Annotated in this window: 14 protein-coding genes and 1 pseudogene; 9 read left to right on the forward strand and 6 right to left on the reverse strand. The window is 68.9% G+C overall.

Annotation, left to right across the window (positions count from 1 at the left end):
• The first annotated feature begins 24 nt into the window (after nt 1-24).
• The gene (locus tag AruCF_RS13810) at nt 25-1323 is read left to right on the forward strand and encodes an MFS transporter (protein ID WP_049073584.1); all 1299 of its coding nucleotides are present in this window, start codon (nt 25-27) and stop codon (nt 1321-1323) included.
• 46 nt (nt 1324-1369) lie between these two features.
• Nucleotides 1370-1519 (forward strand): annotated as a pseudogene (locus tag AruCF_RS29160) (VOC family protein); the annotation flags it as partial.
• On the opposite strand, the gene AruCF_RS13815 reads toward AruCF_RS29160, so the two are convergent.
• Nucleotides 1516-1818, reverse strand: a complete 303-nt coding sequence (locus AruCF_RS13815; protein WP_049073585.1) for a flagellar transcriptional regulator FlhD — start codon at nt 1816-1818, stop codon at nt 1516-1518. The pseudogene AruCF_RS29160 and the gene AruCF_RS13815 sit on opposite strands and share 4 nt — an antisense overlap.
• 293 nt (nt 1819-2111) lie before the next feature.
• Between AruCF_RS13815 and AruCF_RS13820 the strand changes: the two genes are divergently transcribed.
• The 3 genes from AruCF_RS13820 to AruCF_RS13830 all read left to right on the forward strand — a co-directional run bounded on the left by AruCF_RS13820 (nt 2112) and on the right by AruCF_RS13830 (nt 6451).
• A complete protein-coding gene (locus AruCF_RS13820; RefSeq protein ID WP_049073586.1) occupies nt 2112-2828 on the forward strand; it encodes a DUF2325 domain-containing protein in 717 nt (238 codons plus the stop codon).
• A 132-nt stretch (nt 2829-2960) separates the two neighbouring features.
• The gene (locus AruCF_RS13825; RefSeq protein ID WP_049073587.1) at nt 2961-5972 is read left to right on the forward strand and encodes a PAS domain S-box protein; all 3012 of its coding nucleotides are present in this window, start codon (nt 2961-2963) and stop codon (nt 5970-5972) included.
• Nucleotides 5973-6097: 125 nt separating this feature from the next.
• Nucleotides 6098-6451, forward strand: coding sequence for a hypothetical protein (locus AruCF_RS13830; protein ID WP_049073588.1), 354 nt, complete (start codon nt 6098-6100; stop codon nt 6449-6451).
• A 79-nt stretch (nt 6452-6530) separates the two neighbouring features.
• Here AruCF_RS13830 and AruCF_RS13835 read toward each other — a convergent pair whose 3' ends face one another.
• The gene (locus AruCF_RS13835; protein WP_049073589.1) at nt 6531-7970 is read right to left on the reverse strand and encodes an RNA polymerase factor sigma-54; all 1440 of its coding nucleotides are present in this window, start codon (nt 7968-7970) and stop codon (nt 6531-6533) included.
• A 327-nt stretch (nt 7971-8297) separates the two neighbouring features.
• Entirely contained in the window at nt 8298-9218 is a 921-nt protein-coding gene (locus tag AruCF_RS13840) for a sigma-54 interaction domain-containing protein (RefSeq protein ID WP_049073590.1), read from the reverse strand.
• A gap of 201 nt (nt 9219-9419) precedes the next feature.
• Between AruCF_RS13840 and AruCF_RS13845 the strand changes: the two genes are divergently transcribed.
• The gene (locus tag AruCF_RS13845) at nt 9420-10790 is read left to right on the forward strand and encodes a sigma-54-dependent transcriptional regulator (protein WP_049073591.1); all 1371 of its coding nucleotides are present in this window, start codon (nt 9420-9422) and stop codon (nt 10788-10790) included.
• 22 nt (nt 10791-10812) lie between these two features.
• Here the strand turns inward: AruCF_RS13845 and AruCF_RS13850 are convergent, their stop codons facing one another.
• Nucleotides 10813-11208, reverse strand: a complete 396-nt coding sequence (locus AruCF_RS13850; RefSeq protein WP_053086002.1) for a hypothetical protein — start codon at nt 11206-11208, stop codon at nt 10813-10815.
• Between the two features lie 153 nt (nt 11209-11361).
• Between AruCF_RS13850 and AruCF_RS13855 the strand changes: the two genes are divergently transcribed.
• A complete protein-coding gene (locus AruCF_RS13855) occupies nt 11362-11643 on the forward strand; it encodes a hypothetical protein (RefSeq protein WP_049073592.1) in 282 nt (93 codons plus the stop codon).
• 61 nt (nt 11644-11704) lie between these two features.
• Here the strand turns inward: AruCF_RS13855 and AruCF_RS13860 are convergent, their stop codons facing one another.
• Nucleotides 11705-11992, reverse strand: coding sequence for a DUF378 domain-containing protein (locus AruCF_RS13860; RefSeq protein ID WP_049073593.1), 288 nt, complete (start codon nt 11990-11992; stop codon nt 11705-11707).
• 127 nt (nt 11993-12119) lie between these two features.
• On the opposite strand from AruCF_RS13860, the gene AruCF_RS13865 reads away from it, so the two are divergent.
• Nucleotides 12120-12707, forward strand: a complete 588-nt coding sequence (locus AruCF_RS13865; RefSeq protein WP_049073594.1) for a hypothetical protein — start codon at nt 12120-12122, stop codon at nt 12705-12707.
• A gap of 30 nt (nt 12708-12737) precedes the next feature.
• Nucleotides 12738-13358, forward strand: coding sequence for a DUF4142 domain-containing protein (locus AruCF_RS13870; RefSeq protein ID WP_049073595.1), 621 nt, complete (start codon nt 12738-12740; stop codon nt 13356-13358).
• A gap of 28 nt (nt 13359-13386) precedes the next feature.
• Here AruCF_RS13870 and AruCF_RS13875 read toward each other — a convergent pair whose 3' ends face one another.
• Nucleotides 13387-14271, reverse strand: coding sequence for an SDR family oxidoreductase (locus tag AruCF_RS13875; protein WP_049073596.1), 885 nt, complete (start codon nt 14269-14271; stop codon nt 13387-13389).
• Between the last annotated feature and the right edge of the window lie 15 nt (nt 14272-14286).

Genomic DNA, 14286 nt, shown 5'->3' on the forward strand with positions numbered 1-14286 from the left:
CCCGCCGCTTTTTCGAGAATCCCGATGTCTTCCGCCTCAGCCGTTTCCCCCTCCGCCCCGACCGCCGCGCCGCAGTCCGACTACCTGGCGCGCGGCACGCCAGCGTTGCGTCGCGCCCAATGGGCCTTGTTCGCCGCGGGCTTTTCCACCTTTTCGCTGCTGTACTGCGTGCAGCCGTTGATGCCGCTGTTCACCCATGGTTTCGGCGTGTCGCCGGCGCAGAGCAGCCTGGTGCTGTCGCTCTGTACCGGCCTGCTGGCCGTGGCGATCTTCCTGGTGGGGCTGTTCTCGCAGGCGCTGCCGCGCAAGCGCATCATGGCGCTTTCGCTGTTCGCCTCGGCCGTGCTGGGCACGGCGGCGGCGGTGGCGCCCGACTGGCACAGCCTGCTGGTGCTGCGGGCCTTGCAGGGCGTGGCCATGGGCGGGGTGCCGGCCGTGGCCATGGCCTATCTGGCCGAAGAGGTGGAGCCCGACACGCTCGGCTTCGTCATGGGGCTCTACATCAGCGGCAGCGCCTTCGGCGGGCTGTCGGGGCGGGTGATCACCGGCCTGGTGTCGGATCATTTCGGCTGGCGCGCGGCGCTCGGCACGCTGGGCCTGCTGGGCATCGCCGCGGCGCTGCTGTTTGTGTGGCTGCTGCCGGCGTCGCGCCGTTTCACGCCGCGGCGCTCGCGTGGCTGGGCCGGGGTGGCGGGCGACGTGCGCGCGGGCATCGGCGCCCACTTGCGCAACGGCCCGCTGTGCGGCCTGTTCGCCATGGGCGGCCTGCTGATGGGCGCATTCGTCACGGTCTACAACTACGTCGGCTTCCGCCTGCTGGCGCCGCCGTTCTCGCTGAGCCAGACCTTCATCGGCTTCATCTTCGTGGTGTATCTGGTGGGCATCTTCGCCTCGACCTATTTCGGCCGCCTGGCGGACCGGCACGGACGCGGCGCGATGCTGGCGGCGGCCACCGGCCTGGCGCTGGCGGGGCTGTTGCTGACGCTGTCGGAGGCCTTGCCCGTGCTGATCGGCGGCATCGTGGTGTTCACCTTCGGTTTTTTCGCCGCGCACGCGGTGGCCAGCGGCTGGGTCGGCCAGATGTCGCGCGGCTACAAGGCGCTGGCGGCCTCGCTCTACCTGCTGGTGTACTACGTTGGCTCCAGCGTGCTGGGGGCGCTGGGCGGCCAGTTCTGGACCGGTGGCGGCTGGCCCGGCGTGGCGGCGATGGCCGGCAGCCTGCTGGCCTTGGCGCTGGCGATCAGCGCGGCGCTGTACTGGCGCACCGCGCGCCCGCCGCAGGCGTCGGCGGTGGGGCGGGGCGCGTCATCATCGGGCCTGTGATTCACTGCGCAGGTCGCTGATGTTCTTGCATGTCTACCTTGGCGTCGGCGATGTCGATCACGGCCCCCCGGGGCGGCGGCCGCACTATCACGCCGATTACTACGGCGCCTATTTCCGCGACCCCGACGGCAACAAGCTGTGCGTGGTCTGCCATGCGCCCCGAGAGCGGGCCGGCCACGCCGCCATCGGAAGCTAGGCCGGGGTCCGGAGGGCCGGCGCCGTCGCCTCGGCCGCCAGGGTCGCATCGATGCCCTGGCTGAGCGCCGCCAGCAGCAGGCGCGGGTCCAGGGTCAACTGGGCCAGCACCACGCTGCATCGGGACAGCCGTGCCAGGTCGTCGGGTTTCAGGTCGGCCAGCCAGCGGCAGGCCTGGGCGGATATCTGCATGCCGGCCAGCGCCGGCAGGTTGCCGGTGCGAGCCATCCGCTGCAGCAGCAGCAGATACATGAGATTGGTTTCGTGGATATCGCGCAGAAGTTCGGTGGGTTGCGGCATCGGGTGCCCCTCACTTCATTGAATCCGCGGCCAGGCGGCTGCCGGGCCAGGAACAGGCAAGGCGCGAGCGTCCTGAATGGGCGTCTGATCAAGCCCGGGCGGGCTTGTGTGCCGGTATGGTCTGTCGATCATATTTAAGCGATCCGGGGCCGTCAGTAATGGATTTCCCGGAGCCCCGGCGGGTCATATCGATATATAAGTAACCAGACGCATTCTCATTTATAATGCCTCGCATGCCGAACGGTGCCCGCGCGTGCGGGCGCCGCGTTGCCCGCCATCCCGAGAGGCCCACGATGTCCCTAGCTTTCCAGGCCCCCAATTCACTGCACCGAGAGCACGCGGCCCTGCTGGCCGCCTACGGCCAGGCCCAGGCGCGCTGCAGCCGGCTCTTGAGCGCGCAGGCGCAACGCATCCAGTGCCTGGAAACCGAGGTGTTCAAGTTGCGCGCGGCGGTGATCCAACGCGATACGGCGCTGGCCTGGGCGCGTGAAGACCGCGCCGCGCTCGAAGGCGCGATCCCCGGCCTGCCCAGGCGCGTGGCGCTGGCGCGGCGCGTGGCGCAGTTGATGGAGCGGGTGCAGGGCCTGATGCGCGAGCGCCTGGCGTGGCAGGACCGCGCCGCCGTCCAGGCGCGCGACCGTCCGCTCGATTCCGCGGCCGAACCGGCCGTTGCGCCCGCCGTGGTGGCCGCGGCCACGCTGCGCGAGAAATCGGTGTTGTGCGTGGGCGAGGACGCCATGGCCCTGATGCTGACGCGCAAGGTGGTGGAAATGGCTGGGGGACGCTACCTCGGCCATTGCGGCGGCGAAGGCAGCGACGGCGACACGCTCGAAGCCAGCCTGGTGGCGGCCGACCTGGTGATCTGCCAGACTGGCTGCGTCAGTCACGGCGCCTATTGGCGCGTCAAGGACCACTGCACCCGCACCGGCAAGCAGTGCGTGCTGGTGGACAAGCCCGAGGCGCTGACGGCGTTGGGGCTGGCGCGCGAAAGCGTCGACGTGCCGCGCTGAGTTCCAGACAGGCGACGCCTGTCAGCCCGGGACGGCCTCGGAACCGGCGGCAAGGTGTAATGCCGAGTTACCGAGGGTTGCGGCTGTCGCGCCGCGCCCGCAATACAGTCTGGGAAGCCTGCAGGAGATTCCATGCTGACCCAGCGAGACCGTGTGCCCCACCCCTGGACCGATACGCTTGCGCGGCTCGAAGACGAGCGCGTGATGTTGCAACGCATCGCCGCCGGCGTGCCGCTGGCCGAGGTGCTGGGCCATATGCTGCACGCCATAGAAGCCCAGTCCAGCGTCGAACTGCGCGCCTCGATCGCGCTGGTCGATGACAGCGGCAAGGTCCTGCGCCACGGCGCGGCGCCCAGCCTGCCGCACGATTTCAATAGCGCTGTCGACCATGCGCCGATCGGCCCGGACATGGCCTCGTGGGGCAGGGCGGCGGATTCCGGCAGCCCCGTCTATGTCGAGGACATTGCCAGTCACCCGGCCTGGGCGTCGTGGCGCGACCTGGCGCTGTCGCACGGCCTGCGAGCCTGCTGGTCAACGCCGATCAAGGCCCCCGATGGACGCCTGCTGGGGGTGTTCTCGAATTACTACGGCGCGCCGCGCACGCCGTCGGCCGACGATATCGACGCCATCGCGGTGGTCACGCGCAGCGCCGCGCTGGCGATCGAACGCCACCTGACCGAAGTGGCGCTGCGCCGCAGCGGCGAACGCTGGCGCGCCATGTTCGACGGCATGCAGGAAGCCTTCTTCCTGAGCGAAGCCCTGCGTGACGCGCGGGGCCGCATCGTCGATTTCCGGTTCATCGAGGTCAATCCCGCGTTCGAGCGGCAAAGTGGCATGAAGGAGGGCGATACGCTGGGCCACACCCTGCGCGAGATGATTCCCGGGGTGCCCGACCAGATTCTCGACACGTTCGCGCAGGTGGTCGAAACCGGCGAGCCGGCGCAGTTCGAATTCGCGGTGCCGTCGCCGCAGCCGGCCTGGTACGAGGCGCGCGCGCGGCGCGAAGGCGAAAACCAGATGATGGCGCTGTTCCTCGATGTCACGGCGCGCAAGACCGCCGAGGCGGAATTGTGGGAAGGCCAGCACCGCAAGAACTTCGTGCTGGCGCTGGGCGACCGCATGCGCGAATTGCAGCAGCAGGCGGCGATCGAGCAACTGGCATGCGAAAGCCTGGGCCAGCATCTGGCGCTGGGCCTGGTCGCGGTGGTGGATTGGCCAGGCGGGGACAGCGGGCCGCAGGTTTCCTCGTGTTGGCAGGCGCAGGGCAATGGCGGCGGCGAAGATCTGGATGCCGACTTGCTGGGCCGCATCCGCGAGACGCTGTCGGAAGCCCGCACGATCTTTCTGGAGCCGTTGCTGGGACGGGCCAATGGCGACATCCTGCCTTCGGCGATCGTGGTGCCGACGGCCCGCTGGGGCCGCCCGGACGGGGCGCTGGTGGTGCGGCCGGCGGCCGGCTCCCGGCTCAAGCGCGGTGACGTGGCCTGCATCGAAGAAGTGGCCGAGCGCCTGTGCGGCGCGGTCGAGCGTTCGCAGTACGCCCGCATGCTGGAACAGCGGGTCGAGCACGCGATCGCCGAGCGCGACCGCATCTGGCGCCTGTCGCCCGAATTGCTGGCGGTGGTCGACGCGAAGGGACGCTATGCCAGCGTCAATCCCGCCGTGCGCGCGATCCTGGGTTGGACGCAGGAGCAGTTCCTGGCCATGGGACTGCGTCAGCAGATCCATCCGGACGACTACGAAGCCACCCGCGAGGCCCTGGCGCAGGCCCGCCGCGCCGACGGCCCGCAGGGCGTGCGGCACCTGGAGAACCGCATCCTCAAGCGCGATGGCAGCTATGCCTGGATCACCTGGAGCATGTCGTGGGCGCAGGACAGCCTGTACATGGCCGGGCGCGACGACACCGACCTGAAGTTGCAGGCCGAGACACTGCTGGAAACCGAGAACGCCTTGCGGCAGGCGCAGAAGATGGAGGCGGTCGGGCGCCTGACGGGAGGCATTGCGCATGACTTCAACAACATGCTGCAAGGGATCACCGGGGCGCTCTACCTGATCCAACGCAAGCTGGCCGCGGGCGTGCCGGAACAGGCCGTGCGCTTCGTCGGCGTGGCAATGGATTCGGCCAATCGCGCGGCGCACCTGACGCAGCGCCTCTTGACGTTTTCGCGGCGCCAGCCGATCGACCCGCAACCCTTCTCGGTGGCCACCACGCTGCAGTCCATGATCGATCTGTTCCATCGCTACACCGGCGAGGGCGTGTCGCTGGCCTTCGACCTGGAGGCGGATTTGTGGCCGGTGCGCTGCGACCGCAACCAGTTCGAGAATGCCTTGCTGAACCTGGTGATCAACGCCTGCGATGCCATGCCCGACGGCGGCCTGTTGACCATCGCGGCCCTGAACGCGCGCCTGGATCCGGCCTTCCTGCGGCCGTATCCGGGCGTGCAGGCGGGCGCTTTCGTGGAAGTGCGCGTGACCGACGCGGGCTGTGGCATGACGCCCGACGTGCTGGCGCATGCCTTCGATCCCTTCTTCACCACCAAGCCGCTGGGCGAGGGCACCGGCCTGGGCCTGTCGATGATCTATGGCTTTGCCAAGCAGGCAGGCGGCGTTGTGACGCTGGACAGCCGGGTTGGCCAAGGAACCTCGGTCAGGATCTTCCTGCCACGCTATGAAGGGGTGCCCGCCAGCGCCGCCGTGCTCACGCCGCCGTCCGGTGCGCGCGCGGAGCCGTCGCGCGAGGCGGTGGTGCTGGTCGTGGAGGACGACGCCAATGTGCGCGAGATGGTCCGCGAGTTCCTGGCCGAACAGGGCATGCGGGTGCTCACGGCCAGCGACGGCGACGCCGGGCTGGAACGCTTGCGCACGATCGGCGCTCTCGATCTGCTGGTGACCGACGTCGGCCTGCCGGGCCTGAACGGCCGCCAGTTGGCGGACGCCGCGCGCGCCATTCATCCTGGCCTGAAAGTGCTGTTGATGACCGGCTATGCGGAAAGCGCGGCGCGCGGCTCGGGCTTCCTGGACAGCGGCATGGAATTGATCGTCAAGCCGTTCGCGCTCGACACATTGGCCGAGCGCGTGCTGCGGATGCTGGAGCCCGCCGGCATCGGCGTCGGCGACGCGCGGGTCGCGGCGCCGCGGTCCTGATCCGAATGGCGCCCGGTTGCAAAGGGCGGTAAATATTGCCGATGCGCGGCGGGGCGCGCGGGGCGAAGCGACGCGGGCACGGCGATTGCTGTCATGGCAGGGCAACCTCAACAAGGAGTGTACCCATGAAAATCCGTGCCTTGACCTATGCCATCGTAGTCGCCGCCAGCCTGGGCGGAAGCGGCGCCGCCTGGGCCCAATCCGCCAGTCCCACCGCTCCGTCGACGACGCCCAATGATGGCACGGCGGTGCAACCCAACCGTCCGGTGCCGCCGGGCCAGGCCGCGCCGGCGCCCAATGCGGCGCCGAATACGCCGAGCACGCCGCCCAATCTGGACAAGCACAACGCGCCGTCGTCCGACAAGCGCAGCGGCGAGATGTCCAACCGTCACAAAGAAGCCAACGACAATGTGCCGCGCACGCCGGCGGCCGGCGCCACGCCGCCTCCGGGCTATCCCAACACGGGCGGCAGCAAGTGATCGGCGCGGGCTGAAGCCCGCTCCTGCGCTCCCTCCGGCGGACGTTCCATGTGCCGCCGGAGGGAGTTGTTTTTTGGGCTCAGTGTTCGCGTCGCAATTCCGCCGGCGGCAGGCGCAGCTGGCCCCGGTACTTGGAGACAGTGCGACGCGCCAGCACGATGCCGTTGTTGGCCAATTGCTGCGCCAGCGCCACGTCGGACAGGGGCATGGCGGGATCCTCGGCCTCGATCAGTTCCTTGATCAGCGCCCGCACCGCGGCGGCCGAGCAGGTGCCGCCGGAATCGGTGGGCAGCTCGCGCGAGAAGAAGTGGCGGAATTCGAAGACGCCCCGCGGCGTGACCATGTACTTGCTGACGGTGGCGCGCGAGACGGTGGATTCGTGCATGTCCAGGTCGTCGGCGACTTCCTTGAGCATCAGGGGCCGCAGCGCCACTTCGCCATATTCGAAGAACGTCTGCTGGCGCTTGACGATGGCCTCGGCCACGCGCTGGATGGTGGTGTAGCGTTGTTCGACGTTGCGCACCAGCCAACGCGCCTCCTGCAGTTCCTGCGCCATCGGGCTACGGTCGTCCAGCCGCGCGCGCCGGAACAGGTCGGCGTATACCTGGTGCAGTCGGGCCTGGGGCATGGCGCTGCGGTTGGGCACCACGCGCCAGCGCGAACGCCATTTGTCGACGAACACGTCGGGCACCACGTAGACCGGCGCCTGGGCGTCGTAGCGGCGGCCGGGCTTGGGATCGAGGCCACGGATCAACGCGCAGGCGTCGCGCAGTTCGTCATCGGAGCAATTGAGGGCGCGTCGCAGGCCGGCGCTGTCATTCTTGGCGAGCCGGTCGATCTGTTCGCGCACGATGCGCAGCGCCAGCGCACGCAGCGAAGCGCTCAGTCCCGGCGCGGCTTCCAGCTGCAATGCCAGGCATTCCTGCAGGTCTCGCGCGCCCAGCCCGGGCGCGTCCAGCTGCTGTACCAGCCGCAGCGCCGTCAGCCATTCGGCGTCGTCGGGCGGCGGCGAGAAGTCCGGGCTCAGATCGTCGCACAGGCTGGCGGTCGGGGTGCGCAGGTAGCCATCCTCGTCCAGCGAATCGATGATGAATTCCGCCAGCAGGCGGTCACGCGCGCCCAGCCGGTAGCTGCCCAACTCCAGCGACAGCTTTTCCCGCATCGAGACCGGTGCGCTGGCCCATTGACCCAGGTCGCGGTCTTCGCCGTCGGCGCGGGCTGGAGACGGGTAGTCACCGCCGTATTCGGCGGCGGCGGCCGGCGCCTCTTCGGTCGGGGTGGACGAAGACGGGGCGGGCGCCGCCTCTGCGGCGGGGTTGGCGCTGTCCATGTCGGGGCGGCCTTCGGCGATATCGGCCGGGCCCGCGGCTTGCTCTTCCGCTTCCTCCAGGAAGGGATTGCTGGCCAGCGCCAGTTCCACCGCGGTGGTGAACTCGAGCGCCGACATCTGCAGCAGCTTGACCGATTGCTGCAGCCTCGGCGCCAGCGTCATCTGCTGGCGCAGGCGCAATTCTTGCATCGGGTGTCCCAAGAAATTCTCCCGCAGGGGCGGCCGCCGGAAAGGCGGCACATCCTTGTACTCATGCAAAATCCATGCCCGCCGCGCATTGCGGGGCGGCGACGGCGGCGGTCGCCCCGGCGCGGCGGACGGGATTACAAGGCGGCGGTAAATATTGCCGGACGAGTATTGCCGGGCGAGTATTGGCAGGAGAGTAATGCCGGGCGAGTGGTGCCGGGCGAGTGATCCCACGCGAGTGACCCCAGGCGAGTGACCCCAGGCGAGTGATGCCAGGCAGGCGGGGCCGTTGGCGCGCGGTCTTGCCCCCGGCCGGGCCGCCACGGGCCGTCAGGCGACGGCCGGGCCACCAGCGTCTTTCTCGTAGACGTCCAGCCGGTTGTAGAGGGTTTTCAGGCTGACCCCAAGGGTCTCGGCCGTCAGGCGCTTGTCACCGCCGTGATGGGCCAACGTCGCCAGGATGAAGTCGCGCTGCGCATTGCCCAGCGCCGTGCCGACGGGAAAGGTCAGGGCGCCGTCCTTGAACTCGGCGCGTGGCGCGGCGCGGGCGCGGGGCAGCTCGGCGTCCAGCTCGTCGTCGCACAGGATGTAGGCGCGTTGCACCGCGTTGCGCAGTTCGCGCACGTTGCCCGGCCAGTCATGGCGGGCGATGGCCTGCAGCATGCGGGTCGAAATGGTCTTGCGCGTCGCGTGGCGGCCGTTCAATTCATCCAGGAAATGCCGCGCCAGCACCGTCGCGTCGCCGTCGCGCTCGCGCAAGGGCGGCACGCGCAGCGGGATCACCAGCAGGCGGTGCAGAAAGTCCTGGCGCAGGCGGCCGTCGGCCACCGAGGCGGCCGGGTCGCGATTGCTGGCGCACAGGATGCGCACATTGGCCCGCAACAGGTCGGTGCCGCCCACCCGCTGGTAAGTGCCGGTTTCCAGCACTCGCAGGAAGTGCACCTGCATGTCGGGCGGCATTTCGGTGACTTCGTCCAGGAACAGCGTGCCGCCGCTGGCGGACTCGAAGTAGCCCGCGTTCTGCGCCACCGCGCCGGTGAAGCTGCCTTTTTCGTGGCCGAACAGTTCGGCGTGGGCCAGCGAACCGCTGATGGCGCCGCAGTTGACGGCGATAAAGGGCTGGTTGGCGCGGTCGCTGGCCTCGTGGATGGCGCGCGCCACCACCTCCTTGCCCGCGCCGCTTTCTCCCACGATGAAGACGCTGGCGTCGGTCTCGGCGGCCAGGCGCACCTGGGTCGCCAGCTTTTGCATTACGGAAGACAAGCCTGAGACATTCATAGTGTTGCCATCGTAGGGGGAGTGGCGCGACACGGATGCGACGAGTTGCAAGTAATCGCAATCTTTAGTGCATCGTATCGAATGTTTACGTCAAAACGCGCCAGCTTCGCTATGCTCAAGCGTGGCCGGAGAGGCACGGGCGCCCCTGCTCGTTCCCTCGGTTCTGGAGATGTCATGCCCCACTTGCTGATCGTCGACGACGACGATGCGATCCGTGAGACCCTGGCCGAGATTGGCCGCGATAGCGGCTTCTCGGTGGCGCTGGCCGCCAGCGTCAAGGATGCCATGATCCAGCTCGAGCGCCAGGCGCCCGATCTGGTGCTGACGGACGTTCGCCTGCCCGAAGGCAGCGGCATGGACATTTTCAAGAACGTGGCGGCCGCCAGCGCCGAGGTCGTGGTGATGACCGGCCACGGTACGCTGGACAATGCGGTGCAGGCCCTGCGCCTGGGCGCGACCGACTATCTGGTCAAGCCGATCTGCATGGAGCGCCTGAACGAGATCATGGCGCGCATCGTGTCCAACTCCGGCGGCGAGCCCGCCGGCCTGCCGTTCGAGGAACCGGGGCGCTTTGGCAAGATGTACGGCACCTCGGCGCCCATGCGCGAGCTGTATCGCCAGATCGGGCGCGTGGCGCCCACCGACGTTACCGTGTTGCTGATCGGCGAAAGCGGCACCGGCAAGGAACTGGCCGCGCACGCCATCCATGAATTGAGCGCGCGCCGCCAGCGGCCGTTCATCGCCGTGAACTGCGGCGCGATCTCGCCACACCTGATCGAAAGCGAGATGTTCGGCCACGAACGGGGCAGCTTCACGGGCGCCGACCGCCAGCACAAGGGCTACTTCGAGCGCGCCGACGGCGGCACGCTGTTCCTGGATGAAGTCACCGAGATGCCGCTTGACCTGCAGGTCAAGCTGTTGCGGGTGCTGGAGACCGGCCGGTTCATGCGGGTCGGCACCAATCGAGAGATCGGCTGCGACATCCGCATCGTCGCCGCCACCAACCGCAACCCTGAACAGGCGGTACAGGAAGGCAAGCTGCGCGAGGATCTTTATTACCGGCTCAATGTATTTCCGCTGCAATTGCCGCCGCTGCGCGAGCGTGGCGAGGATGTTCTGTTCCTGGCCGAACGCTTCCTGCAGGCGCAGAACGAAGAGACGGGACGGTCAAAGGTTTTCGCCCCCGGGGCGGCGCAGACGTTGTCGCAGTATGAGTGGCCGGGCAATGTCCGCGAACTGAAGAATTTCGTGCGTCGCGCCTTCATCATGGCCGAGGGCGATGAGCTGGACGCCGAACTGCTGGCGCCGCAGGTGTCGCCGAGTGGCGACATTGCCGGCGGACAGGTCAGCCTGCCTGTCGGCGAAACCCTGGCGGAAGCGGACCGGCGTTTGATCCTGGCGACGCTGCAGCGCTGCAAGGGCGTCAAGAAGCAGGCCGCGGCGGTGCTCGGCATCAGCCCCAAGACGCTCTACAACCGGCTCGAGGAGTACGCGGCGGCGGGCTATGTGCTGCCCGGCGAGGCGCGGCAGGACGCCGCGCCCTGACAGGAAACCCGCCGCCGGCCGGTTACTTGCCGTAGCGCGTCTTCAGGTCGGCCATGCAGGTGTCCTTGGCATTGCCCGACATGGCGTCGCACTTCTCCTTGCCCACCTTGTAATCGGCGTCGTTGCGGGCCTTGGCCGCGTCATGGTTGGCCTCGGCCTTTTCCTTGCCCGCCTTGGCGTCCGCCTTGGCCTTGTCGCGATTGGCCTCCGCCTGTTTCTGGCAAACATCCTTCTGGTTGCCCTTCATGGCGTCGCATTGCTTCTTGTCCATTTTGTACTGATCGTTGATCTGCTCATTGCTGCGCACCGGCGCGGCGCCGGAGGACGTCTGCGCGGAAACGGGCAGGGCGAGCGCCGCCAGGCAGACGGCGGCAGCGGGAACGAGCGTCATGGACAGGCGGATCTTGGACAGATTCATGGCTGACTCCTTTGGATTGGCGTGACCGGAGAATGGTCACGCGCTTGCCCGGAGCAATTGGCGTGCCCGGCGATCGGGCACGCCAATTGCGGCGGACCGCGCCGCATCGTGAAGACGGGCCGCCGCCGGCGCCCATGCCCAGGGAGAGACGACATGACCAACAAGACCGACACCCACGAATCCCGCGCGAACGCCGCCAGGCGGCCGGCTGGCGAAACCGCGAAGTCGACCGCGGAACCAGGCGGCCAGGCCAACGCGCGGCGCAGCGATACCGCCGCGGCGCACCAGAGCGGCAAGTTCGGGGCGGATGAGCCGCAGCGCGAGCGCGCCGCCGAGCCTCGGCGTGGCGCCGACGATCGACCGCACCCGAAAGGCCCCGAGTATGAAGAGGGTGGCCAGTATCCGGGCACGCGCAAACCCGCGGCGGGACGCTAGCGCGCGTTGGCGCGGACCCGTCCGGATCCGGGGTGCTTTTGCTAAAGCTCGCCGGCCCGGTTCAGGTCTCGTCGCCCGCGAGGCGGAACAACAGCACGACGCAATGCAGAGCCGCCAGTCCGACCAATCCATAGACCATGCGGCCGCCCGCGAAGCCGGGCAGCATCAGCGCGAACACGTCGAGGTTGACGGCGGCGATCAGGCCGCTGTTCAGGCCGCCGGCAACCAGCACGACCAGCGCCGCCCAATCGAGCGGGCGCAGGCCAACCCGGTCCTCCGGCCCCAGGGGCGCGAGGGAGGGCGGGCTGGCCGGCACGGCAATCTCGGTTTCTTCGTCATAGGTCAGCATGTTCCCTCCCGGGGACCCGGTTCTCATTGAATCCTCAGCAAGCCCCGTGCCTTGAGGCACATGCGGGCATGGCAGTTGCTGCCCGTTGAGCAGGGCCGATGGCGGGCCAAGCCGATAGGAGATTGTCATGTCCCTGATTGTCGCAGCGCGCTTCCAGACGTTCGACGAAGCCACGCAGGCCACCCAGCGCCTGCGCCTCGAAGGCTTCTCCGAAGACGACATCCATACGTTCTACATCAACACCGCTGGCGAGCATGCCCGATTTCCGCTCGGCGGGGACCGCGCCGCCGACCCGGATGCGCGCGGCGCGCACCTGGGTGCCCTGGCGGGCGCGTCGCTGCTGGGCCTGCTGTTCGCCCTGGTCGGCGGGCTGGTGGCGTTGTGGGCTGGCGCGGCCACGCTGGTGATCGTGGTGGCCGCCGGCGCCGGCGCCTATATCGGCGCGCTGGCGGGCGCCTTGCGGGTGGCGGGCCGGGGCAGGCCGCGGTCGAGGGCCCCCGCAGCCCCTGACGCGCACCCGCCGCTGCGGCAGGCCGGGGTGATGCTGGCGCTGCCCGTGCCGCCCGACCGTGAAGCCGCGGCCCGGCAGGTCCTGCGCGATGCCGGCGGGCACGACATCGAGCGGGCCCAGGGCCGTTGGCTGGATGGCAAGTGGGAAGACTTCGATCCCCTGAAGCCGCCGCGCCACGTCGAGGCGCCTTCCGGCGCGCAATGACCCGCCGACAGGGCGGGATGGGAGACAGACATGAACAAGAAAACGCTGTGGCGCAGCCTGTTGGCGGCCTGCCTGCTCGCTTTGCTGGCCGCGCCGCTGGCGGCCCGCGCCGCGCAGCCAAGCGCGGCGGACAGCCATTTCCTGCAGGCCGCCGCCGCCGCCAATGCGTTTCAGGTGCTGGCCGCGCAAGCCGCCGAGAAACGCGCTGGCAGCACCGAGGTACGCACCTTCGCGGGCAAGATGCAGGCACGCCACCAGGAACTGGATGCCGATCTCAGGCGCCTGGCGGGCGACAAGCGGGTGCCGCTGCCTTCCAAGCCCGAGCCGTCGGACCAGCGCACGCTGGAAGCCCTGGCGGGCAAGACCGGCACGGCCTTCGATGCGCTTTACATCGACCAGGTCGCATTGGCCGCGCACGTCCAGGCGGAAATGCTGTACCGCACGGCGGCCACCCAGGCCGCCGATGCCCAGATCCGGGCATTTGCCGCCCGCCACCAGCCCGCGCTGGCCGACCACCTGGCGCTGGCGCGCGCGCTCAAGCGCGACCCCGCGGCCAATCCGACCCAGGTTCCGCCGGCCGCGCACGGCGAGCCGCCGGCGGTGTCTCCGGCCGAGCGCAACGCGCCCGCTTCGGTGGCTCCGCAGAAGTAGAAGTAGTGAAACGGCGGCGGCCGCCGCCTCAGTCGCCGGCGCTGCCGGTGATGGGCAGCACGATGCCGGTGATGTAGCTGGAGCAGGCGGGCGCGGCCAGGAACACATAGGCCGGCGAGATTTCCTCCGGCTGGGCCGGCCGACCCAGTTCGGTATCCTGGCCAAACGACTTGATTTCCTCGGCGTCGCGATCGGCCGGATTCAAGGGCGTCCACACCGGGCCGGGCGCCACCGCGTTGACGCGGATGCCCTGGTCCGCCAGATTCGACGCCAGCGAGCGGGTGAAGGCATGGATGGCGCCCTTGCTGGTGGAGTAGTCGAGCAGGCCGGCACTGCCGCGCAGGCCGGTGACCGAGCCGGTGTTGATGATGCTGGCGCCGGCGCGCAGGTGTGGCAATACCGCGCGCGCCATGTAGAAATAACCATAGATGTTGGTGCGCAGCGTCTTGTCCCATTTTTCATCGCTGATGGCCTGCAGGCCATCGTCGTGATCCTGGAACGCGGCATTGTTCACCAGCACGTCGAGTCGGCCAAACGCCTGGGCCGCCTGGGCCACCGCCTGATCGCAGAAGGCAGAGTCGCGCACGTCGCCAGCAATGAGCAGGCAGCGGCGGCCCTCGGCGCGGACCGCGCGCTCGGTTTCACGGGCATCTTCATGTTCGTTCAGATAGACGATGGCGACATCGGCGCCTTCGCGCGCGAACAACACGCTGACCGCGCGGCCGATGCCGGAATCTCCGCCCGTGACGATGGCGGCCATGCCGGCCAGCTTGTCGCTGCCCCGGTAATCGGGCGCCTGGTACTGCGGCGGCAGCGCCATCGCGCCCTCATCGCCAGGTTTTTGCAGATGCTGGCCGGGCATGGGCGGCGCCGGATGGGGGCGTGCTCCGGTGGGCGGGTTGGGTTTGGACATGCGTATCTCCCTGTA

The organism is Achromobacter ruhlandii (assembly GCF_002082135.1).
Lineage (GTDB): Bacteria > Pseudomonadota > Gammaproteobacteria > Burkholderiales > Burkholderiaceae_B > Achromobacter > Achromobacter ruhlandii.